Here is a 24,970-nt window from a genome sequence, read left to right as displayed (position 1 = left end):
GGGAGCTGTTTGAGGGCTTGGGACGAGGAAAGATCCGGAGAGGGCAGATGAAATTTCCAAGCCGGTAAGTGGGTGATATCAATATGCAATAAAGGTATTTAGAGAAAATTTCTTATGCCTTTAGAGTCTACCCATGGTGCCCACCGGCGCCCTCCACGATGACCCGCGCCGCTGAGCGAACCTCGCGCCGCACAGGGAATGTTCGCCATGTCGTACCCCGTAGAACCTGCACCGAGACGTCGTCCATGACGTTCGATACCGCCTTCTTGCTCAGCACCTTGCCCGCTTTCGTCAGCGCCGTCGGCGTGACCCTTCAGGTCGGGTTGATCGCCATCGCCACGTCGCTGCTGGTGGCCCTGTTCAACGCCGCACTTCTGGTGCTGCGCACGCCCTACCTGTGGCGCATGGTCAAGGGCTACGTGGAATTGGCTCGCAACACGCCGTTGCTCATCCAACTGTTCTTCGTCTACTTCGCACTGCCGAGCCTGGGCCTGAAGGTTTCCGGTTTCGCGGCGGCGATCATCACCCTGACCTTCATGGGCGGCGCTTACCTCACCGAGGTGCTGCGTGCCGGCGTCGAAGCGGTGCCGCGTGCGCAACTGGAATCCGGGCGCGCCATCGGCCTGTCCGAGGGCCAGTTGCTGCGCCATGTGATCCTGCCCCAGGCCAGCATTCTCAGCCTGCCGGCACTGTTCGCCAACTTCATCTTCCTGCTCAAGGAGACCACTGTGGTGTCGGCGGTGGCGGTGCCGGAAATCCTCTACACCACCAAGAACTACATCGCTTTGTACTACAAGACCTACGAGATGCTCACGGTGCTGACGCTGCTGTGCGTGCTGCTGTTCCTGCCCCTGTCGCTGCTGCTACGGGCACTGGAAAGGAGGCTGCAACATGGCCAGTTCGGCAATTGAGCTGTTGCTGGTGTCCTTGCCGCAACTGACCAGGGGCGCGGCGCAGACCTTGGCCATCTCGGGGCTGGGCATCGTTTTCGCGACCGTGGGCGGGGTGTTGTATGGCGTGCTGGCCACGCTCGGTAGACGTACGCTGAACATCGCCCTGCAGGTCTACCTGGAGCTGTTTCGCGCCATTCCGGTACTGGTCTGGCTGTACCTGGTGTTCTTCGGTCTGCCGATCGTCTTTTCCGTAAGCATTCCCAGCTTCTGGTGCGCCGTGCTGGTGCTGGGACTGTGGGGCGCCAGCGAGATCGGCGAGGTGGTGCGCGGTGCGCTTACCTCGCTGCCGCGCGGACAGCGTGAGGCAGGGCTGTCGATCGGCCTGTCCGGGCTGCAGCTGTATGGCTACGTGTTGCTGCCCCAGGCGCTCAAGCGCATGACGCCGCCGACCATCAACCTCTACACCCGCATCGTCAAGACCAGTTCGCTGGCCGTGCTGATCGGCGTGGTCGAGGTGATCAAGGCCGGCCAGCAGATCATCGAGCGCACTTACGAATCGGTATTGATCTACGGCGCTCTGTTCCTGTTCTTCTTCTTCGTCTGCTATCCGCTTTCGGCCGCCTCGCGCGCGCTGGAGCGCCGCTGGGCACATTCATGAATGCATTGATCGAATTCCAGGGTTTCAACAAGTTTTTCGGCGAGCACCAGGTGCTCAAGGACATCGACCTGCAGGTTCAGGCCGGCGAAGTGGTGGTGATTCTCGGCCCCAGCGGCTGCGGCAAAAGCACGCTGCTGCGTTGCCTGAATGGTCTTGAAGCTGCGCACAGTGGCAGTTTGCGCCTGGACGGGAAGGAGTTGTTGCAGCCCGGCACCGACTGGCGCCAAGTGCGTCAGCGGGTCGGCATGGTGTTTCAGAGTTACCACCTGTTCGGTCACATGAGCGTGATCGACAACCTGTTGCTCGGCCCGCTCAAGGTGCAGAAACGTCCGCGCGCCGAAGCCCAGGCCCAGGCCGAGACGCTGCTGGCGCGGGTCGGCTTGCTGGACAAGCGCGATGCCTTCGCGCGCCAGCTCTCAGGCGGCCAGCAGCAGCGCATCGCCATCGTTCGCGCGCTGTGCATGAATCCCCAGGTGATGCTGTTCGACGAGGTCACCGCTGCCCTCGACCCGGAAATGGTCAAGGAAGTGCTGCAAGTGATCCAGGGCCTGGCCCGCGACGGCATGACCCTACTCATCGTCACCCACGAAATGGCCTTCGCCCGCGCGGTGGCCGATCGCATCCTGTTCATGGAGGCCGGCAGGATCCTTGAACAGAACGACCCCGAGAGTTTTTTCAGTCGACCGCAAACCGCACGCGCGCAGCAGTTCCTGGACAAGTTCTCCTTCGTCGAAAGCCTGCCGAAGACAACGCACAAGGAGCTGTCATGAAAACTGCCCACCTCACCAAGCTGCTGGCACCGCTGTTCGGCCTGGCGCTGCTGGCCGGCTGCGACAAGCCGACCGATTCCTCGGCGCCAGCCAAACCCGCTGCCTCGGCCAGCTACCTGGACACCATCAAGGCCCGCGACAAGCTGATCGTCGGGGTCTTCACCGACAAGCCGCCGTTCGGCTTCGTCGATGAAAAAGGCCGCTATGTGGGCTTCGATACCGACATCGGCCGCCGCTTCGCCAAGGACCTGCTCGGTGACGAGAACAAGGTCGAGTTCGTGGCCGTGGAGCCAGCTAGCCGCATTCCATTTCTGCAGAGCGATAAAGTCGACCTGATCCTGGCCAACATGACCGTCACCCCGGAGCGCAAGGAAGCGGTGGATTTCACCAACCCCAACCTGCGGGTGGCGGTGCAGGCCATCGTCGCCGACGGCAGCCCGGTAAAGGCCCTCGACGACCTGGCGGACAAGACCATCATCGTCACCACCGGTACCACTGCCGATATCTGGCTGAGCAAAAACCACCCCGACTGGAAGCTGCTCAAGTTCGAGAAAAACAGCGAATCGCTGCAGGCCTTGGCCAATGGGCGCGGCGATGCCTATGCCCAGGACAACCTGATCCTGTTCAGCTGGGCCAAGCAGAACCCCGGCTATCGCGTGTTGCCGCAATTGCTGGGCGAGGAAGCGCCCATCGCGCCGGCGGTGAAGAAGGGCAACACCGAGCTGCGCGACTGGGTCAATGCCGAGCTGGCCAGGCTCGGCGAGGAGAAATTCCTGCTCAAGCTCTATGACCAGTACGTGCGCAAGGAGCTGAGCGACGATACCCCACCTGAAAGCGTGATCGTCGAAGGCGGCAAGTGGCAGGGCTGATCGCCCATTCAAGCCCCTAGCGCGCCGGCACCAGGCGCAAGGTGCTCTGCGCCGGGATCACGCCCATCTGCACCTTGCGGTAGCGCCCTTGCACGTAATCCTCGGCCTGGTCGGCGTAGTGCCGGTCGAACGGCACGCCGCTCTGGCCCACGGGGTTGATGGTCAGGGCCTGGGCCGGGTCGGCGAAGTCGATCAGGCGCCGGGTCGAAGGCCCGTAGTTCACTGGCCAGGGCGCCGGGCCGATCTTCGCCGAGAGGTTGTTCGGCACTTCATGGCTGCCGGGCGCGGCGAAGGGGCCGACGTTCAACAGCAGGTTCAACGGCTTCTGCTGCCCCAGCGGGTGATTGTGGCTGAGGGTGTGGGCCTTGCCCCATTGCCAGAGGCCCGGATCGTCGCCGTACAGCTCGCGCAGATGCGCCAGGCTGCGCTGCCAGGCCAGGCGTACGATGGCGGTGCGGTCGGTGGGTTGCGGGCTACCGCGCAGCGTCCACCAGGGCGAGTCCACCTCGGCGGCCAGGCGTGGTAGCGCGGCATCGATGGCGCGGGTGTTGATCAATGCCTGGAACCAGGTATCGCCCAGTTCGTCGTGCAGCGCAGCGTAGGCCAGCTCGTAGAGGAACTGGTTGAACAGCGTGGCGCTGGTGGACTCCAGCGGATAGTCGCCACCCCAAGCGGCCAGTTGCTCGACCAACTCCTGCTGCTCGACGCCTTCGGCCACCTGCCGCAGGGTATTCAGCAGCGGCGCGAGAGTGCGTGGGCCGTAGTCGGTACGCGTATCGAGCTGCAGGGCCTGGCTGTTGTCCAGGTCCCATTTGACGTGCGCAGCGGACAGTTGGCGCTCCAGTTGTCGACCACGGTCTGGCAGGTTGTAGTAGCCGGGAATGGGCATCGCCGCCGGGGGTTGATAGTTGGCCGAGACGATGTAGCCGCTGGCCGGATTCTCTTGCTGGGGGTTGGCGCTGAAGGGATAGAAGCCAAGCTTGTCGGCCTGGGCGCTGCTGCCGTCGAGGATGAACGTGGGATTGACGCCCTGTGGACGGATCGGCAATTGCGCGGCTGCCCACCAGCCGATGTCGCCCGCGGCGTTGGCCCACACCAGGTTCAAGCCCGGTGCGTGGATCTGCGCGGCGGCGGCGCGCATCTTGTCCAGGCTGTCGGCGCGATTGATCTGGTAGAAGGCCTCCAGAATCGGATTATCGGTCTCCAGGAAGGCCCACCACAGGGCGACCGGCGTAGCGCCAGCGGTGTCGCCGAGCACGTCGTTGACGATAGGGCCGTGGGGCGAGCGGCGCAGGGTGATGCTCACCGGCGCCTCGCCCTTGACCGCGATCTGCTGCTCGGTGCGTTCGAGTCTGTGCCACTGGCCGTCGACCAGCACCTGATTGGCGTCGTCCGGATGGGTCTTTTCGGCGATCAGGTCGACGTCGTCGTTCTGGAACATGGTCAGGCTCCAGCCGAAGTCGCGGTTGTGCCCCAGCAGGGCGAACGGGTTCAGCGCCTGGAAGTGACCGTACAGGTTGAAGCCGGGGGCCGACAGTTCGGCCTCGTACCACACCGCCGGCACCGCGAAGCCAATGTGCGGATCGCCGGCCAACAGCGCTCGGCCGCTGCGCGTGCGGCTGCCGGCCACGGCCCAGGCGTTGCTGCCTTCGAACTGGGCCACACCCGCATCGCCCAATGCTTCGTGGCTCAGCCGCGCCAGGTTTTCCAGGCTGCGCCAGTCGCTGGCGGCCAGGGCCGGGCGCAGCGCGCCGTCCGGATGCCAGTCGAGGTCGAAGATCTTCAGGTAGTCGGGGCCGAGTTGGTCGCGGATGTAGGTCAATGCCGGTTCGGTGCGGAATGCGGCGGCGAAGCTGTAGGCCAGGTAGCCGGCGACGCTCAGGGTGTCTTCGGCGGTGAAGGGGCGTTCGGCGATGCCCAGCAGGTCGAACTCCACTGGCCGCGGATGGCTGCTTTGCCAGCTGTTCACACCGTCGAGGTAAGCCTGCAACGCCTGCCAGGACCGCGATTGAGGGTCTGCGCGTGCGGCCATGCGGGCCGCCTGCTCGCGAATGCGCAGGCTGCGAAACAGCGTGTCGGTGGGCACCAGCTTGCTGCCCAGCACCTCGGCCAGCTCGCCACGGGCCAGGCGCCGTATCAGCTCCATCTGGAACAGTCGGTCCTGGGCGTGTACGTAGCCTAGGGCGCGATACAGGTCGGTTTCGTTGGCGGCCTGCAGGTGCGGCACGCCGCGTCCGTCGTAGCGCACGGCCACCGGTGCGCTCAGGCCGGGCACGGTCGCTTCGCCGGCACGTTGTGGCAGCTTGGCGTGCACGTACCAGTAGCCGGCACCCGCGGCGCTGGCCACGACCACCGTCAGCAGCATCAGACGACGTTTCATGGGACTCCCTGTGATTTTGCGCGGTGTGCGAGGTCAGATGATCAGCGCAAAGGCGCCTCGAAGAACAGACCCCTGCAGGAGTTTCCATGTCCCTGAGCGAAAAACAGAAGATGCTGGCCGGGCAGCTCTATCACGCTGGCTGTCCCGAGCTTCAGGCCGAGCAGATGGCCAACAAGCGCTGGATGCAGCGCTACAGCGAAAGCGCCTTGCTGCCCAAGGAGGCGCGCCATGCCTTGCTGCAAGCGCATTTCGCCGAGGTCGGCGAGGGCGTGGTGATCCGCCCGCCGTTCTATTGCGACTACGGCTACAACATCAGCGTGGGCAGCAACACGTTCATCAACTTCAGCGTGGTGATTCTCGACGTGCTGCCGGTGCGCATCGGCGACGACTGCCAGATCGCGCCCTCGGTGCAGATCTATACCGCTGACCATCCGCTGGATCCGGCCATGCGCCGCACGGGCCTGGAAAGCGGGCGGCCGGTGACGATCGGCAACAACGTGTGGATCGGCGGTGGGGCGATCATCCTGCCGGGCGTCACCATCGGCGACGACGCCGTGGTCGGCGCCGGTAGTGTGGTCACCCGCGATGTGCCGGCCGGCGCGGTGGTGGTGGGTAATCCGGCGCGGGTGCGTGATTGATCAGGACCGCCAGGGGCAGTAGCAGCCGCTGGCCAGGGCGTTGGAGGCATCGACATGGCGGCCTTGCAGCAGCGCGCGCAGTACCGGTTCGATGAAGCTGTTGCTCGAATTGCACACCGCCCCTGCACTGTAGGGGCCGAAGTAGGCGAGCCGGCCTTCGCGGTCCCAGATGGCCACGGCAGGCGAGGCGGGAAGCTGTTCGCTGCCGGGCAGCTCGGCCAGGGGTTGCAGGGCGTCGAGGTTGGCCGGAAGCTGGCCATGGCTGCCGGGCTTGCGCAGCACATGGAAGGTCACGCCCTGGGGCGCGAAGTGCTCGACCAGCTCGGCCAGGTGCTGCTGGTTACCGACGTTGCACGGGCAGGCCGGGTCCCAGAAGTGCACCACCCGGATCGCTCCCGGCCCGGCGAGCCCGGCCGGCAGGCGCAGTGTGCCGCCCTCGAACAGCGTGGCGGAATCGTCGAAGGTGCGCAGGTAGCGAGACTGGAAGCTGTCGTAGGCCCACCACAGGGCGGCGGCGCAGAGCAGGGCGGCAAGCAGGGTACTGAGGGTCTTCATGGAGTGTCCGCGATGGGGCGGCGGCACTCTGGATCGAGCACCGGACGAAGTCGTCAGCTTGCCATGGCCGGACGCAGAGCTGAATATCGCAGATCAATACTTGCGCGACTGCGGACTTTTCGATGCTGCCGACCTTTCACCCCGACCTGCTGCGCGCCAGCTTCGCCCCCTTGGCCACTCGCCCGCCGCTGTCGCCGCAGGCCCAGGACTACCAGCGCTTCTACGGACTCGACCTGCCGGTGATGTCATGGCTGGGCGGCTTCAGCGTGGCGGGCTTCGACCTGGCAGGGCAGGTGTGGGTGCCGCAGGCGCCGGTGGCGACGCTGTTCCTGCTGCATGGCTACTACGACCACATGGGCCTGTACCGCCACGTGATCGACTGGGCGCTGGGCCAAGGCTTCGCAGTGATCGCCTGCGACCTGCCCGGGCACGGCCTGTCCAGCGGCGCACGCGCCAGCATCGCCGACTTCGCTGTGTATCAGCAGGTGCTCCACGCGCTGTTCGAGCAGGCGCGTCTGCTCGACCTGCCGCGGCCTTGGCATCTCTGTGGACAGAGCACTGGCGGCGCCATCGTGATCGATCACCTGCTGCATTGCGCCGAGCAGAGCCCGGCCGACGGCCAGGTGATTCTGCTGGCACCCTTGGTGCGGCCACGGGCCTGGGGCTGGTCGAAGTTGAGTTACCGGGTGCTGCGTCATTTCGTCGATGGCATCGAGCGGCGCTTCACCGCCAACACCAACGATCCGGCGTTTCTCGCCTTCCTGCAGGACGACCCGCTACAGCCCCGGCGTTTGCCCACGGCGTGGGTCGGCGCCTTGATGGCCTGGGTCCGGCGCATCGAGGCGGCGCCGCACAGTGGGCGTCGGCTGCTGGTCGTGCAGGGCGAGGCCGACGGCACGGTGGACTGGCCGTACAACCTCAAGGTGCTCAAGGACAAGTTCGACGAACCGGACATCCTGCTGCTGCCCCAGGCTCGGCATCACCTGGCCAATGAGCTGCCGGACATCCGCCAGTGCTACTTCGCCTTTCTCGACCAGCGCCTGCTCAGTTGAGCTCGGCGCTGCTCTGCCCCACGGCCAGGCCCGCGCGCACGGCGGCCAGGGCGGCTTGATAGTAGGCCTTGCCTGGCGCCGACTCGGCGAATTCGACGAAGCGCTCCAGCTCGTCGTCGCTCAGGTCGCGGTAGACATACAGCAGCGTGTTGTTGAGGTCTTCGCCGATTTCGTTCATCAGGCGCTGGCGCTGGCTGTCGAGCAAACCTTGCGCCTGACCGTTGCCGAGCAGGCCGGGAATCATCGAGCTGAGGCTGTCGGCGGCGACCCCGGCGATGGCCAGGCTCACTTCCGCGCCGGCTTCGCGGGCCGGAAGCGCCTGGGCCAGGTGACCGATGGCCAGCAGGCGGTTGTCGCTGGCTTCGATCCTGGGCAGGCCCTTGGCGTTCTTGGCCAACTGATCCTTGCGGGTGGCCAGCAACTCGGCGGCGACCACCTTGCGCCCGACCGAGGACTGGAAGAACGCCAGCGCGGGCGCCGGGTTCTTCAGCTTGGCGCGCAGTTGGGCCTGGGCGCGGGTGTCCATGGCCTGGGCCTGGAAGCGCTGATTGCTGTTGTTGACCAGGGCCTGGAACAGCGCTGGAGGCAGGCTGTTGCGGTAGCGCAACTGGGCGGCGCCGAGGGCGTCGTTGAAATGGGCGCGTTGCTCAGGCCAACCCGCGGCCTTGTACAACTGGTCGAGGCTGTCTGCCCAGACAGGCATGGTGCAGATCATCAGCAGAAGCAGGGAAAACAGACGGCGCATTCAGGACTCCTGTCGGCAGGTCGCCATTGTCCGTGGGGCGGCAGGCCTTGTCGAGATATCCGCGCGCTTCTCGGCCAAGCGGCGCTGTGCGCGCTCGGGGCGAATGGATATGATGCGCGCCATGCCTAATCCCCTTGAACATCCCCTGCTGTCGGCCGTGGTCGACGACCTGGCCACCCGTGGCTGGTCGCAACAGCCGCTTTTCCTGCCCGACGCGCTGGCCCGTGCGCTGGCGGCCGAATGCCGTCGCCGTCATGCCGAGGGCGAGCTCAATCCCGCCGGCGTCGGCAGGGGCGCGAGCCAGGAAGTGCGCGAAGCGATTCGCGGCGACCAGATCCAGTGGATCGATCCCGGCCAGGCCGAGCCGTGCGACCGCTACCTGGAACTGATGGACACCCTGCGCCTGGCCATCAATCGCGGCCTGTTCCTCGGGCTCGAGGATTTCGAGTGCCATTTCGCCCTGTATCCGCCCGGGGCGTTCTACCTCAAGCACCTGGACCGCTTTCGCGACGACGATCGGCGCATGGTCTCGGCGGTGCTCTACCTCAACCACGACTGGCAACCGACCGAGGGCGGGCAGTTGCGCATGTTCCTCGCCGATGGCGTCGAGCGTGACGTGCAGCCGCAAGCGGGCAGCCTGGTGGTGTTCCTGTCCGGCGATATACCCCACGAAGTGCTGCCAGCGACGCGCGAACGCCTGTCGCTGACCGGCTGGTTCAGGCGGCGTGGCAATGATCCGTTCTGATTTGCCGAAGGTCCTGGTCAGCGCCTGCCTGCTGGGCCAGCCGGTGCGCTACGACGGGCGCGCCAGTGGCCATCCGCAGGTGCTCAGGCGCTGGCAGGCCGAAGGCCGGGTGGTGCCGCTGTGTCCGGAAGTGGCTGGCGGGCTGCCCACGCCACGGCCGGCGGCGGAGATTCGCGGGGGGCAAGGTGGCCAGGTGCTCGACGGGCAGACCCAGGTGATCACGGTCAGCGGCGAGGATGTCAGCGCGGCGTTTCTCGGCGGCGCCCAACAGGCGCTGGCGCTGGTGCGACGGCATGCGATCAGGGTAGCGGTGCTCAAGTCCGGCAGCCCGTCCTGCGGCAACCAACTGACCTACGATGGCACCTTCAGCGGTGTGAAGGTGCCGGGCGAAGGGGTGGTGGCTGCGCTGTTGCGCCGTGAGGGCGTGCGGGTGTTCAGTGAGCTGGAGCTGGAGGAGGCTCGGCAGGCGCTGGAGTGACGGACGGCGCCGTCTCGGCCTTCGTCTCGGGGTCGAGCCACTTGTGTTCCAGCTCGGCGGTTCGTCCGCTGTCCTCGAGCCGCTGCAATGCATTGTTCAACGCGCTCTGGAACGCAGGGTTGTCTTTCTGGAAGGGGATGACCAAGGTCTTTTCGGCGAACGGCTGACTCAGGTCGAGCGCGCCTTGGCTGGCGGACTGACTTGCTACCGGTGTCAGGGCGATATCGTACATGCCGCTTTGCACGCCGGGCAGCACCTCGTCGGCCGGCGCTTCGACGAACTGCGCGCGCACGTCGAGTTCACGCGCCAGTTCCTGGCCGAACTCGATATCGAAGCCGGTCAACTGCTCGTCTTTCTTGAACGCGTAAGGGGCGTTGTCGGTCTGCACGGCGATGCGCAACTCGCCCCGGTCGTTGATTTCGTCGATCAGCTCGGCCTGGGCCAGTGGGCTGATGAGGGCTGCCAGCAGCAGGCCAGTGGTCAAACGCATGGAATTCCCTTCTGATTCTCGGCAGATGAAGTCAGCTCGCCAAGGCTTTTGGGTCGGCCAGGGTCGAACGCTGCCTATGACCCCGATATCGGGCGTATGTTTGAGGCAGGCGGGGAATTTTTCAGTAGGGATATTTCTGAACAGGCGGTAGGCGAGTGCGCAGCCTGTTTGCGACCGGTCCGGTTTCCCGGACCGGTCCTGTCGATCAGAACAGTACGCGCGAGCGGATGGTGCCTTTGACCTGTTGCAGCTTCTCTTGCGCCAGGTCCGAGTACTCGGCGTCGACGTCGATCACCACATAGCCGACTTTCTCGTCGGTCTGCAGGAACTGGCCGGAGATGTTGATACCGTTTTCGGCGAACACCTTGTTGATCTCGCTGAGCACGCCCGGAATGTTCTCGTGGATGTGCAGCAGACGGTGCTTGCCCGGGTGCGCCGGCAGGGCCACTTCAGGGAAGTTGACCGAGGACACCGAGGTGCCGTTGTCGCTGTACTTGACCAGCTTCTCGGCCACTTCCAGGCCGATGTTGGCCTGCGCCTCGGCGGTGGAGCCGCCGATGTGCGGGGTCAGGATCACGTTGTCCAGGCCACGCAGCGGGCTTTCGAATTCTTCGTCGTTGGAGCGCGGCTCCACCGGGAAGACGTCGATGGCGGCGCCGATCAGGTGCTTGTCCTTGATCGCGTTGGCCAGGTGGTCGAGCTCGACCACGGTGCCGCGCGCGGCGTTGATCAGGATCGAGCCCTTCTTCATCGCGCGAATTTCTTTCTCGCCGATCATCCACTGGGTGGAGGGCAGCTCAGGCACGTGCAGCGAGACGATGTCGGCCAGGCCGAGCAATTCGTTCAGGCTGGTGACCTGGGTGGCGTTGCCCAGCGGCAATTTGGTCAGCGGGTCGTAGAAATACACCTGCATGCCCACGCTCTCGGCCAGGACCGACAACTGGGTGCCGATCGAGCCGTAGCCGACGATGCCCAGCTTCTTGCCACGGATCTCGAAGGAGTTGGCCGCGCTCTTGATCCAGCCGCCACGGTGGCAGGAGGCATTCTTCTCGGGGATGCCGCGCAGCAGCAGGATGGCTTCGGCCAGCACCAGTTCGGCCACCGAACGGGTGTTGGAGTACGGCGCGTTGAATACCGCGATGCCGCGCTCGCGCGCCGCGCCCAGGTCGACCTGGTTGGTGCCGATGCAGAAGCAACCGACCGCGACCAGTTTCTTCGCACAGTCGAAGACCTCTTCGGTCAGCTGGGTGCGCGAGCGGATGCCGATGAAGTGGGCATCGGCGATCTTTTCCTTCAGTTCGGCATCCGGCAGCGAGCCCGTGAGGTACTCGATGTTGGTGTAGCCAGCAGCTTTCAAGGTGTCCACGGCGTTCTGATGGACACCTTCGAGAAGAAGGAACCTGATCTTGCTCTTGTCGAGAGAAGTCTTGCTCATCTGCGTAAACCTGTATCCCGGAGAAAAAATGGCGAAGAGGGGCAAAGCGGCGCGGCGACGGGCTTTGGACGGGCCTTAGCACGATCGGCGGGGGCGCTATGCTAGCATACGCGACACCGTCTGAGCTTATCCCGACAGGTGAAGAGTGCTCAGGGTGACCATGAATCGTTCGAGAGTTCTGCCGATGACCGACCACGCGGTAATTGATGAGCTGAAGACCCTGGTAGACCCTGGCAAGGTCCTCACCGACCCCGCCTCGCTGGAGGCCTACGGCAAGGACTGGACCCAGCACTACCCGCCCGCGCCCACGGCCATCGTGCTGCCCAAGACCGTCGAGCAGGTCCAGGCCATCGTCCGTTGGGCCAATCGCCATCAGGTCGCGCTGGTGCCTTCGGGCGGCCGCACCGGGCTGTCCGGCGCTGCCGTGGCGGCCAATGGCGAGGTGGTGGTGGCGTTCGACGGCATGAACCGCATTCTCGACTTCAACCCCTTCGACCGCACCGTGCGGTGTGAGCCGGGCGTGATCACCCGCCAGCTCCAGCAGTTCGCCGAAGAGCAGGGGTTGTACTACCCGGTGGACTTCGCCTCCAGTGGGTCGAGCCAGATCGGCGGCAACATCGGCACCAACGCCGGCGGCATCAAAGTCATCCGCTATGGCATGACGCGCAACTGGGTGGCGGGACTGAAGGTGGTGACCGGCACCGGCGAGTTGCTGGAGCTCAACCGCGACCTGATAAAGAACGCCACCGGCTACGACCTGCGCCAACTGTTCATCGGCGCCGAGGGCACCCTGGGCTTCGTGGTCGAGGCCACCATGCGCCTGGACCGCGCCCCGCGCAACCTCACGGCGATGGTGCTGGGCACGCCGGATTTCGACTCGATCATGCCGGTGCTGCATGCCTTCCAGGGCAAGCTCGACCTCACCGCCTTCGAGTTCTTTTCCGACAAGGGCCTGGCCAGAATCCTCGAGCGCGGCGACGTGCCTGCACCGTTCGAGACGCCGTGCCCGTTCTACGCCCTGCTGGAATTCGAAGCCAGCACCGATGAGGTGGCCAACGAAGCACTGGCCACGTTCGAGCACTGCGTGGAACAGGGCTGGGTGCTCGACGGAGTGATGAGCCAGAGCGAGACGCAGTTGAAGAACTTGTGGAAGCTGCGCGAGTACCTGTCCGAGACCATCTCCCACTGGACCCCGTACAAGAACGACATTTCGGTGACCGTGTCCAAGGTGCCCGCGTTTCTGCGCGACATCGATGCGGTGGTGGCCGAGCACTATCCGCATTACGAAGTGGTCTGGTACGGCCATATCGGCGACGGCAACCTGCACCTCAACATCCTCAAGCCCGAACACATGAGCAAGGACGCGTTCTTCGCCTCCTGCGCCACGGTCAACAAGTGGGTATTCGAGATCGTCCAGCGTTACCACGGCTCGATCTCCGCCGAGCATGGTGTGGGCATGACCAAGCGCGATTACCTGGGCTACAGCCGCTCGGCGGCGGAAATCGCCTGCATGAAAGCGATAAAGGCGGTGTTCGATCCGAACGGCATCATGAATCCGGGTAAGATCTTCGCTCCCGAATAAAAGCAGTTCCAGAGGAGTCGGCCATGAGTTACCAGCACCAGTACGTAGACGGTACGCGCATTCATTTCCCGCTGGGCAAGGTGGTGTGCATCGGCCGCAACTACGCCGAGCACGCCAAGGAACTGGACAACCCCATCCCCAGCGAGCCGCTGCTGTTCATCAAGCCGGGCAGTTGCGTGGTGCCTCTGGAAGGCGGCTTCAAGATCCCCTCCGAGCGCGGTTCGGTGCACTACGAGGCCGAGATCGCGGTGCTGCTGGGCAAGCCGTTGTCCACTCAGCCCACCGTCGAGGAGGTGCTCGATGCCATTTCCGGCTATGCCCCGGCGCTGGACCTGACCCTGCGCGACCTGCAGGCCAAGCTCAAGGAAAAGGGCCTGCCGTGGGAGTTGGCCAAGAGTTTCGACGGTGGCTGCGTACTGGCGCCCTTCGTGGCGGCGTCGAGTTTCGCCGACGTGACCGATATCCCGGTGCGCCTGACCATCAACGGCGAGGTGCGCCAGGATGGCAGCAGCGCGATGATGCTCAACCCCATCGTGCCGATCATCCAGCACATCGCCGCGCATTTCTCGCTCCAGGCCGGCGACGTGATCCTCACCGGCACTCCCGCTGGGGTCGGGCCGCTGAACGTTGGTGACGAACTGGTGCTGGAGCTGCCAGGCGCGAGCCGTTTCGAAAGCCGCGTGCTCTGAACGGACCCATCCAGGCGGGCTGCGCACGCGTTTGCGGCTGCAGCCAGCCTGGGCGATTGACCATTTTTTCACACCCCGTGCGGATAATGCGCGCGTCCTCGCCCGCATCAGGAACCGCGCATGCCCGCTGCCTCCCACGCTTCCGCCCGCCGCAAACGTCCGTTCTACCGACGCTGGTCGTTCGCCTTCGCCGCGATGGCGGTCATCGCCTATGGCGTGGCGATCGCCATGCACTGGGACGACCGCGCGGTGCTGTGGATCAAGGAGCGCTTCGAGAGCAAGGCCGAACGCCAGCAGAGCGTGTGGCTGCCGGACTACCGGGTGGACATCGACGCCAAGCACCTGCCAGGCATGGCGGACGATGAGGCCTCGGACCTGTCCTTCAACCCGCAGACGCGCACGCTGTTCGCGGTCATGGGCAAGAACCCCTTCCTGGTCGAGCTCACCCTCGAGGGTGATGTGTTGCGCCAGATCCCGCTGCTGGGCTGGGCCAACCCTGAGGGCGTGGCAGTGCTCGATAACGGTCAGATCGCCATCGTCGATGAGCGCAACCATGACCTGACCGTGGTCAAGGTCGATCCGGGCACCACCTCGCTCACCCGCGCCGACTTCCCGAATTACGACTTGGGTGAATCAGAAGAGCGCAACAAAGGCTTCGAGGCCATTGCCTGGGACCCGAAACGCCAGCGTCTGGTGATCGGCGAAGAGCGCCCGCCGCGTCTCTATACCTGGAACACCGATGGACGTGGCCCACTGGTGGGCAGCAAGCAGCCGTTGCCCAACGATCAACTGGACCTGCGCAATCTTTCGGCACTGGCGGTCGATCCGCGCAGCGGGCATCTGCTGGTGCTCTCGGCGGACTCTCACCTGCTGCTGGAGCTGGACGAGAAGGGCCAGCAGGTCAGCTTCATCAGCCTGCTGGGGGCTTTCAACGGGCTGAAAAGTCGCATTCCACGTGCCGAAGGCGTGACCATGGACGACCAGGGGAACCTGTACATCATCAGTGAGCCGGCGCTGTTCTACCGCTTCAAGAAGTCCTGAAAGCGCGCGTCTGGCGATGATGGCATTAAGCTTTGTTTCAGCTGGACGTGATTAGATTCGCCACCTTTCGTCGAGCCCTGAGCATGCGCCGTCACCTGCGTCTTCCCTTGATTTTCGTGGCTTTCCTATCCGTGGCCCTGCTGGCGGCGGCGGCCCATGAGTTTCGCCTGTTCGAGCGCGGCTGGTTCAACCTGCGCACCTGGTGGCAGCCCAGCGACCAGGGGATGGGCCTGGATCGCTATCGCGCGGTGATTCAAGCTCAGCCTATCGATGGCCTGGACGACGACGTGTCCGCGCTGACCTTCGATCCCGAGCGCAAGACCCTGTTCACCGTCACCAACGCCCGCTCCGAGCTGATCGAGCTGTCGCTGGCGGGGCGCATCCTGCGGCGCGTGACGCTGGTCGGCTTCGGTGATCCGGAGGCGGTGGAGTACGTCGGCCCCAACAGCTACGTGATCACCGATGAGCGCCAGCAGCGCCTGATCCGGGTGCGCCTGGACGATGACACGCGCACGCTCGACGCCAGCCAGGCCGAGCAATTGACCCTGGGGATCGGCCTGAACGGCAACAAGGGCTTCGAGGGCCTGGCCTACGACTCGGCCGGCAAGCGGCTGTTCGTGGCCAAGGAGCGTGACCCGATGCTGATCTACGAAGTCCGCGGTTTTCCTCACGACCAGCCCGACCAACCCTACGCCGTGCAGGTGGTGCAGGACCGTAAACGGGATCGGCGGCTGTTCGTGCGCGACCTGTCCAGCTTGCAGTTCGACGAGCGCAGCGGTCACCTGCTGGCGCTGTCAGACGAGTCGCGCCTGGTGCTGGAGCTGGACGTGGAGGGGCGGCCGCTGAGTACCTTATCGTTGCGCAAGGGTTATCAAGGGCTTGAGCGCACGGTGCCGCAGGCCGAGGGCATCGCCATGGACGATGCCGGGACGCTGTACCTGGTCAGCGAGCCGAACCTGTTCTACGTGTTCAAGCCGGCCGCCGACTGAGCAGGGGCTGCTTACTCCGCCTTCAGGCTCTTGACGCCTTCGGGGGTGCCCAGCAGCAGCAGGTCGGCGGGCCGCGCCGCGAACAGGCCGTTGGTGACCACGCCGACGATGGCGTTGATTTGCGCCTCGAGCTGCACCGGGTTGGTGATCTGCAAGTTGTGCACGTCGAGAATGACGTTGCCGTTGTCGGTCAGCACACCCTCGCGGTAGACCGGATCGCCGCCCAGCTTGACCAGTTGGCGCGCGACATGGCTGCGGGCCATGGGAATGACTTCCACCGGCAGCGGGAAGGCGCCGAGTACCGGCACCAGCTTGCTGGCGTCGGCGATGCAGATGAAGGTGCGGGCCACCGCCGCGACGATCTTCTCGCGGGTCAGCGCGGCACCGCCGCCCTTGATCAGGTTCAGGTGCGCATCGCTCTCGTCGGCACCGTCGACGTAGAACTCCAGTTCGCCCACGCTGTTCAGCTCATAGACCGGGATGCCATGGCCCTTGAGGCGCTCGGCGGTGGCCTCGGAGCTGGCGACCGCACCGTCGAAGGCGCCTTTGTGCTGGGCCAGGGCGTCGATGAAGCAGTTGGCGGTCGAGCCGGTGCCGACGCCGACGATGCTCTTGTCATCCAGCCGCGGCAGAATGAAGTCGACGGCGGCCTGGGCGACGGCCTGTTTGAGTTGGTCCTGGGTCATGCGGGCTCCGGAGGGGCAGGAGGTTTTCTGAAGGGCGCTAGTATAGCCACTCCACAGGCTTTGCTGTGGTCGCCCGACCGGGCGCTGGGGTAGACTTCCAGCCCCTGTCCCGCGGCCCAGTGATGTGTTCAACATGCTCGAACAGTACGTCAAGAAGATCCTCACCTCGCGCGTCTACGACGTCGCGGTCGAAACCCCGCTGCACAGCGCCGGGCAACTGAGCAAGCGCCTGGGCAACCAGGTCCTGCTCAAGCGCGAAGACCTGCAGCCGGTGTTCTCCTTCAAGATCCGCGGGGCGTACAACAAGCTGGCGCAATTGAGCGCCGAGGAACTGGCCCGTGGCGTGGTCACCGCCTCGGCGGGCAACCATGCCCAGGGCCTGGCATTGGCGGCCCGCGAGCTGGGCATCAAAGCGACCATCGTGATGCCCAAGACCACCCCGGAAATCAAGATCGAGGGCGTGCGTTCGCGCGGCGGCAAGGTGGTGCTGCATGGCGATTCCTTCCCCGAAGCCCTGGCCTACTCGCTGAAGCTGGTCGACGAAAAGGGCTTCGTCTATATCCACCCCTATGACGACCCCCACACCATCGCCGGGCAGGGCACCGTGGCCATGGAGATCCTGCGCCAGCACCCTGGGCGACTCGATGCGATCTTCGTGCCGGTCGGCGGCGGCGGCCTGATCGCCGGCATCGCCGCCTACGTGAAGTACCTGCGTCCCGAGATCAAGGTCATCGGCGTGGAGCCAGACGACTCCAATTGCCTGCAGGCGGCCATGGCCGCTGGCGAGCGCGTGGTGCTGCCACAGGTCGGGCTGTTCGCCGATGGGGTGGCCGTGGCGCAGATCGGCCAGCACACCTTCGACATCTGCCGGCACCACGTGGACGAGGTGATCACCGTCAGCACCGACGAAATCTGTGCGGCCATCAAGGATATCTACGACGATACCCGCTCGATCACCGAACCTGCTGGCGCCTTGGGCGTGGCGGGCATCAAGCGCTACGTGGAGCTGACCGGCGTCAGCGGGCAGACGCTGGTGGCCATCGACTCCGGCGCCAACGTCAACTTCGACCGCCTGCGGCATGTGGCCGAGCGCGCCGAACTGGGCGAGAAGCGCGAGGCGATCATCGCCGTGACCATCCCGGAGCGCCCGGGCAGCTTCAAGGCCTTCTGCGAGGCCATCGGCAAGCGCCAGATCACCGAATTCAACTATCGCTACCACGCCGACAAGCAGGCGCACATCTTCGTCGGCGTGCAGACCCACCCGGAGACCGACCCGCGCGCAGCGCTGGTGCAGCACCTGATCGACCAAGGTTTCCCGGTCACCGACCTCACCGACAACGAACTGGCCAAGCTGCACATCCGCCATATGGTCGGTGGCCACTCGGCAGCCGCTAGCGACGAGCGGGTGCTGCGCTTCGAGTTCCCCGAGCGTCCCGGCGCGCTGTTCAATTTCCTCGACAAGCTGGGCGGTCGCTGGAACATCTCGATGTTCCACTACCGCAATCACGGGGCGGCCGATGGTCGGGTGGTGGCGGGGTTGCAGGTGCCGGAAGACGAGCGTCACCTGCTGCCCGATGCCTTGGCCAAGATCGGCTACCCCTACTGGGACGAAACCGATAACCCGGCGTACACGCTGTTCCTGGGCTGAGCGGCTACGCTTGGTTGCAGAACGCGCCTGATCGCGGCGGCGGATCGCTGCCGCCACATGGACTCCAGTGCCCGAAGGACATGACATGGAACACCTGACCGCCCTCAAGACCCTGCACGTCCTCGCCACTGCACTGCTGCTGCTCGGTGCACTGGGGCTGGCGATCCTGACCTGGCGTGCCCGTCGCCAGGGCGATGCCCAGGCTTACGCCAAGCTGCTGCGTCGTCCGCTAGTGTTCGTCTGGTTGGTGATGGGCGTGTGCCTGCTGAGCATGCCGTTCACGGGCTGGTGGCTGGTGCACCTGGTGGGCTGGCCGCTGGGGCAGACCTGGGTGCTGGCCTCGAGCATCCTCTACACCTTGGGTGCGCTGGCCGTCTGGTGGCTGCTGGTGCGCCTGAACCGCCTGCGCAAGGCCGAGCCTGTGGGGCTGCGGCTGACCTTGGCGCTGGCGGTGTTCAGTGGCGTGTGCTTTCTGTCGATCGCCGGCTTGATGGGTGCCAAGCCGGTCTGAGGGCTCGTCAGTCGCGCAGCGAAATCACCGGCCAGCCACGGCGTTCGGCTTCTGCCTTGAGCTTGGGATCGGGGTCCACTGCCACCGGGTGGGTGACTTGCTCGAGCAGCGGCAGGTCGTTGAGCGAGTCGCTGTAGAAGTAGCTGTCCTGCAGGTCGTAGCCGTTCTCCAGCATCCAGCGCTGCAGGCGCGTCACCTTGCCTTCACGGAAACAGGGTATATCGGTGCTACGCCCGGTGTAGCGCTCGCCGTCGCGCTCGCATTCGGTGGCCAGCAGGGTGCGCACGCCCAGGCGGCGAGCGATGGGTGCGGTGACGAAGCGGTTGGTGGCGGTGATGATCACCAGGTGATCGCCGGCGTCGCGGTGCTGTTGCAGCAGGGCCAGGGCCTTGGGCTGGATCAGCGCTTCGACGCAGTCGCGCATGAACTCGCGGTGCCATTGATCGAGCTGGGCCGGCTCGGTGGCGGCGAAGATTTCCATGGAGAAGGCCAGGTAGGCCTGCAGGTCCAGGGTGCCGTTCAGGTAGTCCTGATAGAACGCGTCGTTGCGGTCTTTGTAGGCGACGGGGTCGAGAATGCCCCGTTCACACAGGTAGTCGCCCCAGGCGTGATCGCTGTCACCGCCGAGGAGGGTATTGTCCAGGTCGAATAAAGCCAAACGCATGGGGTTTTCTCGCAGAAGCCTCCGGGAAGAAGTCCCGCAGAATACGGAGTTTTTAGCGCGCTGCCCATAAGCGATGGCGGGCGCGTTGCTGCGCTCGCAAGCTTTGTGGAACAATGCGGCGACATGCGTTTTCGAGGTTGCTGCCGTGATCGACCCGGATGGTTTTCGCCCCAATGTCGGGATCATTCTCACGAATGATGCCGGACAGGTGCTATGGGCTCGGCGGATCAACCAGGATGCCTGGCAGTTTCCCCAGGGCGGAATCAACCCTGACGAAACCCCAGAAGATGCCCTGTACCGCGAGCTGAACGAAGAAGTTGGCCTGGAACGCGAGGATGTGGAAATACTTGCCTGCACCCGCGGCTGGTTGCGTTATCGTCTGCCTCAGCGCCTGGTGCGTACGCACAGCCAGCCGCTGTGCATCGGCCAGAAGCAGAAGTGGTTCCTGCTGCGCCTGGTGAGCAACGAACAGCGGGTGAGAATGGACCTGACCGGAAAACCGGAGTTCGATGGCTGGCGATGGGTCAGCTACTGGTATCCGCTGGGCCAGGTGGTGACATTCAAGCGCGAGGTGTATCGCCGCGCGCTGAAAGAGCTAGCCCCGCGCCTGCTGACGCGCGACTGACGACGGAGTTCGACCCCGAGCCATGCTCAATACGCTGCGCAAGATCGTCCAGGAAGTGAACTCCGCCAAAGATCTCAAGACGGCGTTGGGGATCATTGTCTTGCGCGTCAAGGAAGCCATGGGCAGCCAGGTCTGCTCGGTCTACCTGCTCGACCCGGAGAGCAACCGCTTCGTGCTGATGGCCACCGAAGGCCTGAACAAGCGCTCCATCGGCAAGGTCAGCATGGCGCCCAACGAGGGCCTGGTGGGCCTGGTCGGCACCCGCGAGGAACCGCTGAACCTGGAAAACGCCGCCGATCACCCGCGCTACCGCTACTTCGCCGAGACCGGCGAGGAGCGCTTCGCCTCCTTCCTCGGCGCACCGATCATCCACCACCGTCGCGTGGTCGGGGTGCTGGTCATCCAGCAGAAGGAACGGCGTCAGTTCGACGAGGGCGAGGAAGCCTTCCTGGTGACCATGAGCGCGCAGCTCGCCGGGGTCATCGCCCACGCCGAGGCCACCGGCTCCATTCGTGGCCTGGGCCGTCAGGGCAAGGGTATCCAGGAAGCGCGTTTCGTCGGTGTGCCGGGCTCGCCCGGTGCCGCTGTCGGGCGTGCGGTGGTCATGTTGCCGCCCGCCGACCTGGAAGTGGTGCCGGACAAGACCGTCGAAGACATCGACGGCGAACTGAAACTGTTCGAGAACGCCCTCGAAGGCGTGCGCGCCGACATGCGCAAGCTGTCGGCCAAACTGGCGACCCAGTTGCGCCCCGAAGAACGGGCGCTGTTCGATGTGTACCTGATGATGCTCGAAGACGCCGCGCTCGGCGGCGAAGTGGCCGAGGTCATCAAGACTGGTCAGTGGGCCCAGGGCGCACTGCGCCAAGTGGTCGGCGAGCACGTCAACCGCTTCGAGCTGATGGACGACGATTACCTGCGCGAGCGCGCCTCCGACGTCAAGGACCTCGGCCGGCGCCTGTTGGCGTATCTGCAGCAAGCGCGCTCGCAGACCCTGGTCTACCCCGACAACACCATTCTGGTGAGCGAGGAACTCACCCCGGCGATGCTCGGCGAAGTGCCGGAAGGCAAGCTGGTGGGCCTGGTGTCGGTGCTGGGCTCGGGCAACTCGCATGTGGCCATTCTGGCCCGGGCCATGGGCATCCCGACGGTGATGGGCCTGGTCGATCTACCGTATTCGAAGGTCGATGGCATCGAGATGATTCTCGACGGCTACAAGGGCGAGGCCTACACCAACCCCAGCGAAGTGCTGCGCAAGCAGTACAGCGACGTGGTCGAGGAAGAACGCCAGTTGGCCCGCGGCCTGGATGCCCTGCGCGAGCTGCCTTGCGTCACCCCCGATGGCCATCGCATGCCGCTGTGGGTCAACACTGGGCTGCTGGCCGACGTCGCCCGGGCTCAGCAGCGCGGCGCCGAGGGCGTGGGCCTGTATCGCACCGAAGTGCCGTTCATGATCAACCAGCGCTTTCCCAGCGAAAAGGAACAGCTGGCGATCTACCGTGAGCAACTGGCCGCCTTCCATCCACTGCCGGTGACCATGCGCACGCTGGACATCGGTGGCGACAAGGCACTGTCCTACTTCCCGATCAAGGAAGAGAACCCCTTCCTCGGCTGGCGCGGTATCCGCGTCACCCTCGACCACCCGGAAATCTTCCTGGTGCAGACCCGCGCCATGCTCAAGGCCAGCGAAGGCCTGAACAACCTGCGCATCCTGCTGCCGATGATCTCCGGCATCCATGAGTTGGAAGAGGCGCTGCACCTGATCCACCGCGCCTGGGGCGAGGTGCGTGACGAGGGCACCGATGTCCCGATGCCACCGGTCGGGGTGATGGTGGAAATTCCGGCCGCGGTCTACCAGACCCGCGAACTGGCCCGGCAGGTCGATTTCCTCTCGGTCGGCTCGAACGACCTGACCCAGTACCTGCTGGCGGTGGACCGCAACAACCCACGGGTCGCCGACCTCTATGACTACCTGCACCCGGCAGTGCTGCAAGCCTTGCAGACGGTGGTGCGCGATGCCCATGCCGAAGGGCGACCGGTGAGCATTTGCGGCGAGATGGCCGGTGATCCGGCAGCCGCCATCTTGCTGATGGCCATGGGCTTCGACAGCCTGTCGATGAACGCCACCAACCTGCCGAAGGTGAAATGGATGCTGCGTCAGGTGAACTTGAGCAAGGCCAGCGAACTGCTCAGCGAAGCCATGAGCCACGACAACCCGCAGGTCATCCACAGCTCGTTGCAGTTGGCGTTGAAGAATCTCGGTCTGGCGCGGATGATCGGGCCGAACAAGACCCTGTGAGCGAAAAGCGCCCTGATAGCGCGGGCTGGCGCCGATGCGTCAGGCGCTGACTTCGACTTCGCCCAAGTGCCCGCCGAACGGCCCATAGCTGCGCTCGATCATCCGTCTTCTGCCCTGATCGTCGACGATCAACACGGTGCTCGCCCGTGTCCCGTAGTTCTGGCTGGCAATGAACACGCTCGACAGCAGCCGCTCGGTCGCGAGGCCGACGCCCGTCTCCGGCAACGCCTCGTCGGGCGCCGTCGCGTCATCGGCCAACATCGCCAAAAAATACTGCGCGCTGGGCGTCTCCAACGCCGCCGCGAACGCCTGCCGCGCCTTCAGCAGCTTCGGCCACGGCGTATCCAGCGCAGCGTTGGAAAGCCCATAGACGCCTGGCTGCAATAGCCGTGGTAGCGCCTCGTGCGCGTTCACATAGCCCAGCACCTGGCCGTCGCCGGCCAGCAGGTTGAACCCTGAATAGTGGCTGCTGCGTTCGGCGACCTGCTGCAGGTACGTCGTCACTGCCATCTCGCCACGCAGAAACGCCGCCACCAACTCGCCACGCGAGCGCGACCCCAGCGGCTGACGCGGATCGCGAATATTGGTCAGCGCCGCGAAGCGCCCGCCCGGACCGATGCCCAGCCACGTGCCGCCGGCCTCCAGGTCGCGACCGGCATACACGCCTGGGGCGTCTTCCCAGGCGCTCAACGACTGGGCAGGGCGGGCGTAGAACTCGTCACGGTTGGCCGCGACGATCAGCGGCTGGGCATGACCCGGCCGCCAGGCGAATAGAATCAGGCACATGCTGGGGCCTCTGGCTGAGTCTGCCACTGTAGCGGCTGCCTGGCGCTCGCGCATCAACCTGACGCAGAGTTCACTAGAGCCGTGGCCCCGGCTTCCGTTACCATGCCGGATCGCATTCTCTGGGCCTGCGAATGGAATTCGTACTCTATCTGCTGTTGGGCGCCTGCGCCGGTGTGCTCGCCGGCCTCTTCGGCGTGGGCGGCGGCATCATCATCGTGCCGGTGCTGGTGTTCAGTTTCACCCTGCAAGGCTTCGATGCGTCGATTCTCACCCATCTGGCCGTCGGCACCTCCTTGGCCACCATCGTCTTCACTTCGATCAACGCCGTGCTCGAGCATCATCGCAAGGGCGCCGTGCAGTGGCCGGTGTTCCTGTGGATGACGGTCGGCATCCTCATCGGTGCCGCGATCGGCGCCAAGACTGCCTCGTTGATCCAGGGCCCGCTGCTGCAGAAGATCATCGGCGTGTTCGCCTTGCTGGTGGCGCTGCAGATGACGCTCGACCTCAAGCCCAAGGGCCGTCGCGGTGTCCCCGGCAAACCTGGGCTGATCGGTGCGGGCGGAGTGATCGGCTGGGCCTCGGCGATCTTCGGCATCGGCGGCGGCTCGCTGACCGTACCCTTCCTCACCTGGCGCAGCCTGTCCATGCAACAGGCCGTGGCCACCTCGTCGGCCTGCGGTCTGCCGATCGCCCTGGCCAGCACCCTGAGCTTCATGGTGCTGGGCTGGAGCGAACCGCACCTGCCCGCGCACAGTCTGGGTTATGTGTATCTGCCTGCGCTGATGGGTATCGCCGTCACCAGTATGTTTTTCGCCCGCTTCGGCGCACGTCTGGCGCATCGGTTGTCGCCGCGTCTGCTCAAGCGTCTGTTCGCCGCGTTGCTGTTCTGCGTCGGCTTAAGTTTTCTGATCTAGAGGAACCTCCATGCTGCCTTACCCGCAGATCGACCCCGTGGCCCTGTCACTCGGGCCGCTGAAAATCCACTGGTACGGCCTGATGTACCTGATCGGCATTGGCGGCGCCTGGCTGCTCGCCACCCGCCGACTCAACCGCTTCGATCCCACCTGGAGCCGGGAAAAGCTGTCCGACCTGGTGTTCTGGCTGTCGATGGGGGTGATCGTCGGTGGGCGCCTGGGCTATGTGCTGTTCTACGACTTGCACCAGTACCTGGCCAACCCGACCCTGATCTTCGAGGTGTGGAGGGGCGGCATGTCGTTCCACGGCGGCTTCATCGGCGTGATGTTGGCGGCCTTGTGGTTCGGCAAGCGCAACAACAAGTCGTTCTTCGAGCTGATGGACTTCGTCGCGCCGCTGGTGCCGATCGGCCTGGGGGCCGGGCGCATCGGCAACTTCATCAACGCCGAGCTGTGGGGCAAGCCCACCGACGTGCCGTGGGCGATGATCTTCCCGCCGTTCAGCGACCCGGCGCAGTTGCCGCGCCACCCGTCGCAGCTGTACCAGTTCGCCCTCGAAGGCGTGGCGCTGTTCGCGATCCTCTGGCTGTTCTCGCGCAAGCCGCGTCCGACCATGGCGGTCTCCGGCATGTTCGCGCTGTTCTACGGGATCTTCCGCTTCATCGTCGAATTCGTCCGCGTGCCGGACGCCCAGCTCGGCTACCTGGCCTGGGGCTGGCTGACCATGGGTCAGATTCTCTGCGTGCCGATGATCGTCGCTGGCCTCGGCCTGATCTGGTGGGCTTATAATCGCAAACCCACGGCGACACCCGCCCACTGAAATCCCACGGC

General features: G+C 65.0%; 26 protein-coding genes. 18 read left to right on the top strand and 8 right to left on the bottom strand.

Annotated elements, in window-relative coordinates; all coding sequences use genetic code 11:
• Window positions 1-245 precede the first annotated feature (245 nt).
• Genes NJ69_RS18180 through NJ69_RS18165 form a run of 4 tightly spaced genes read left to right on the top strand, consistent with a single transcriptional unit; the run spans window position 246 to window position 3,190 of the window.
• Window positions 246-911: an amino acid ABC transporter permease gene (locus NJ69_RS18180; protein WP_039581882.1), complete on the top strand. Its 666-nt coding sequence runs from the start codon at window positions 246-248 to the stop codon at window positions 909-911.
• Complete coding sequence (locus NJ69_RS18175) at window positions 892-1,551, top strand: amino acid ABC transporter permease (protein ID WP_029614740.1); 660 nt, start codon at window positions 892-894, stop codon at window positions 1,549-1,551. Before NJ69_RS18180 ends, NJ69_RS18175 begins: the two co-directional genes overlap by 20 nt.
• Window positions 1,548-2,321: an amino acid ABC transporter ATP-binding protein gene (locus NJ69_RS18170; RefSeq protein WP_029614741.1), complete on the top strand. Its 774-nt coding sequence runs from the start codon at window positions 1,548-1,550 to the stop codon at window positions 2,319-2,321. The genes NJ69_RS18175 and NJ69_RS18170 overlap by 4 nt, the downstream gene beginning before the upstream one ends.
• Window positions 2,318-3,190, top strand: coding sequence for a transporter substrate-binding domain-containing protein (locus NJ69_RS18165; RefSeq protein WP_039581880.1), 873 nt, complete (start codon window positions 2,318-2,320; stop codon window positions 3,188-3,190). Before NJ69_RS18170 ends, NJ69_RS18165 begins: the two co-directional genes overlap by 4 nt.
• A gap of 16 nt (window positions 3,191-3,206) precedes the next feature.
• Here the strand turns inward: NJ69_RS18165 and NJ69_RS18160 are convergent, their stop codons facing one another.
• Window positions 3,207-5,570: a penicillin acylase family protein gene (locus NJ69_RS18160; protein WP_039581877.1), complete on the bottom strand. Its 2,364-nt coding sequence runs from the start codon at window positions 5,568-5,570 to the stop codon at window positions 3,207-3,209.
• 86 nt (window positions 5,571-5,656) lie between these two features.
• On the opposite strand from NJ69_RS18160, the gene NJ69_RS18155 reads away from it, so the two are divergent.
• Entirely contained in the window at window positions 5,657-6,208 is a 552-nt protein-coding gene (locus tag NJ69_RS18155; protein WP_039581876.1) for a sugar O-acetyltransferase, read from the top strand.
• On the opposite strand, the gene NJ69_RS18150 is transcribed toward NJ69_RS18155, so the two are convergent.
• Entirely contained in the window at window positions 6,209-6,763 is a 555-nt protein-coding gene (locus NJ69_RS18150; protein WP_039581874.1) for a DUF6436 domain-containing protein, read from the bottom strand.
• A 122-nt stretch (window positions 6,764-6,885) separates the two neighbouring features.
• Between NJ69_RS18150 and NJ69_RS18145 the strand changes: the two genes are divergently transcribed.
• Window positions 6,886-7,815 carry an alpha/beta hydrolase gene (locus NJ69_RS18145; RefSeq protein ID WP_039581872.1) on the top strand — a complete coding sequence of 310 codons (930 nt, stop codon included), beginning with the start codon at window positions 6,886-6,888 and terminating at the stop codon, window positions 7,813-7,815.
• Here the strand turns inward: NJ69_RS18145 and NJ69_RS18140 are convergent.
• Complete coding sequence (locus NJ69_RS18140; RefSeq protein ID WP_039581871.1) at window positions 7,808-8,560, bottom strand: DUF2059 domain-containing protein; 753 nt, start codon at window positions 8,558-8,560, stop codon at window positions 7,808-7,810. The genes NJ69_RS18145 and NJ69_RS18140 overlap by 8 nt on opposite strands.
• A 112-nt stretch (window positions 8,561-8,672) precedes the next feature.
• Here NJ69_RS18140 and NJ69_RS18135 point away from each other — a divergent pair, with 112 nt between their 5' ends.
• Window positions 8,673-9,305, top strand: a complete 633-nt coding sequence (locus NJ69_RS18135; protein WP_039583307.1) for a 2OG-Fe(II) oxygenase — start codon at window positions 8,673-8,675, stop codon at window positions 9,303-9,305.
• Complete coding sequence (locus NJ69_RS18130) at window positions 9,292-9,783, top strand: DUF523 domain-containing protein (protein WP_039581868.1); 492 nt, start codon at window positions 9,292-9,294, stop codon at window positions 9,781-9,783. Before NJ69_RS18135 ends, NJ69_RS18130 begins: the two co-directional genes overlap by 14 nt.
• Here the strand turns inward: NJ69_RS18130 and NJ69_RS18125 are convergent.
• A complete protein-coding gene (locus tag NJ69_RS18125; protein ID WP_052192146.1) occupies window positions 9,740-10,273 on the bottom strand; it encodes a substrate-binding periplasmic protein in 534 nt (177 codons plus the stop codon). The genes NJ69_RS18130 and NJ69_RS18125 overlap by 44 nt on opposite strands.
• A 205-nt stretch (window positions 10,274-10,478) precedes the next feature.
• A complete protein-coding gene (gene serA / locus NJ69_RS18120; protein ID WP_039581865.1) occupies window positions 10,479-11,708 on the bottom strand; it encodes a phosphoglycerate dehydrogenase in 1,230 nt (409 codons plus the stop codon).
• A gap of 184 nt (window positions 11,709-11,892) precedes the next feature.
• Between serA and NJ69_RS18115 the strand changes: the two genes are divergently transcribed.
• From NJ69_RS18115 to NJ69_RS18100, 4 genes are all read left to right on the top strand, one after another.
• Complete coding sequence (locus tag NJ69_RS18115) at window positions 11,893-13,290, top strand: FAD-binding oxidoreductase (RefSeq protein WP_039581862.1); 1,398 nt, start codon at window positions 11,893-11,895, stop codon at window positions 13,288-13,290.
• Window positions 13,291-13,313: 23 nt separating this feature from the next.
• Window positions 13,314-13,979 (top strand): fumarylacetoacetate hydrolase family protein, encoded by a 666-nt coding sequence (locus NJ69_RS18110; RefSeq protein WP_029614749.1) that lies wholly within the window; start codon window positions 13,314-13,316, stop codon window positions 13,977-13,979.
• Window positions 13,980-14,099: 120 nt separating this feature from the next.
• A complete protein-coding gene (locus NJ69_RS18105; RefSeq protein WP_039581859.1) occupies window positions 14,100-15,020 on the top strand; it encodes an SdiA-regulated domain-containing protein in 921 nt (306 codons plus the stop codon).
• An 83-nt stretch (window positions 15,021-15,103) separates the two neighbouring features.
• Window positions 15,104-16,009 (top strand): SdiA-regulated domain-containing protein, encoded by a 906-nt coding sequence (locus NJ69_RS18100; RefSeq protein WP_039581857.1) that lies wholly within the window; start codon window positions 15,104-15,106, stop codon window positions 16,007-16,009.
• A gap of 11 nt (window positions 16,010-16,020) precedes the next feature.
• On the opposite strand, the gene rpiA is transcribed toward NJ69_RS18100, so the two are convergent.
• Window positions 16,021-16,695, bottom strand: a complete 675-nt coding sequence (gene rpiA / locus NJ69_RS18095; RefSeq protein ID WP_039581854.1) for a ribose-5-phosphate isomerase RpiA — start codon at window positions 16,693-16,695, stop codon at window positions 16,021-16,023.
• A 133-nt stretch (window positions 16,696-16,828) separates the two neighbouring features.
• On the opposite strand from rpiA, the gene ilvA reads away from it, so the two are divergent.
• Entirely contained in the window at window positions 16,829-18,343 is a 1,515-nt protein-coding gene (ilvA, locus tag NJ69_RS18090; protein ID WP_039581850.1) for a threonine ammonia-lyase, biosynthetic, read from the top strand.
• Between the two features lie 85 nt (window positions 18,344-18,428).
• Window positions 18,429-18,854 (top strand): DUF2269 family protein, encoded by a 426-nt coding sequence (locus NJ69_RS18085; RefSeq protein WP_039581848.1) that lies wholly within the window; start codon window positions 18,429-18,431, stop codon window positions 18,852-18,854.
• Between the two features lie 7 nt (window positions 18,855-18,861).
• Here the strand turns inward: NJ69_RS18085 and NJ69_RS18080 are convergent, their stop codons facing one another.
• Window positions 18,862-19,518 carry an HAD family hydrolase gene (locus NJ69_RS18080; protein ID WP_029614754.1) on the bottom strand — a complete coding sequence of 219 codons (657 nt, stop codon included), beginning with the start codon at window positions 19,516-19,518 and terminating at the stop codon, window positions 18,862-18,864.
• Between the two features lie 145 nt (window positions 19,519-19,663).
• Between NJ69_RS18080 and NJ69_RS18075 the strand changes: the two genes are divergently transcribed.
• Entirely contained in the window at window positions 19,664-20,143 is a 480-nt protein-coding gene (locus NJ69_RS18075) for an RNA pyrophosphohydrolase (protein ID WP_029614755.1), read from the top strand.
• Between the two features lie 22 nt (window positions 20,144-20,165).
• Window positions 20,166-22,439, top strand: coding sequence for a phosphoenolpyruvate--protein phosphotransferase (gene ptsP, locus NJ69_RS18070; RefSeq protein WP_029614756.1), 2,274 nt, complete (start codon window positions 20,166-20,168; stop codon window positions 22,437-22,439).
• A 39-nt stretch (window positions 22,440-22,478) separates the two neighbouring features.
• Here the strand turns inward: ptsP and NJ69_RS18065 are convergent, their stop codons facing one another.
• Window positions 22,479-23,225 (bottom strand): NRDE family protein, encoded by a 747-nt coding sequence (locus NJ69_RS18065; protein ID WP_039581844.1) that lies wholly within the window; start codon window positions 23,223-23,225, stop codon window positions 22,479-22,481.
• Window positions 23,226-23,356: 131 nt separating this feature from the next.
• Here NJ69_RS18065 and NJ69_RS18060 point away from each other — a divergent pair, with 131 nt between their 5' ends.
• Together NJ69_RS18060 and lgt are read left to right on the top strand one after the other, a co-directional pair.
• Window positions 23,357-24,139, top strand: coding sequence for a sulfite exporter TauE/SafE family protein (locus tag NJ69_RS18060; RefSeq protein WP_039581843.1), 783 nt, complete (start codon window positions 23,357-23,359; stop codon window positions 24,137-24,139).
• A gap of 10 nt (window positions 24,140-24,149) precedes the next feature.
• Window positions 24,150-24,959, top strand: a complete 810-nt coding sequence (lgt, locus tag NJ69_RS18055) for a prolipoprotein diacylglyceryl transferase (protein ID WP_039581842.1) — start codon at window positions 24,150-24,152, stop codon at window positions 24,957-24,959.
• The last annotated feature ends 11 nt before the right edge of the window (window positions 24,960-24,970 follow it).

The sequence above is a fragment of the Pseudomonas parafulva genome (genome assembly GCF_000800255.1).
In the GTDB taxonomy this organism is placed as follows: Bacteria; Pseudomonadota; Gammaproteobacteria; order Pseudomonadales; family Pseudomonadaceae; genus Aquipseudomonas; species Aquipseudomonas boreofloridensis.
Note: the sequence above shows the minus strand (reverse complement) of the source record. Positions and strands in the feature narration are given on the sequence as shown.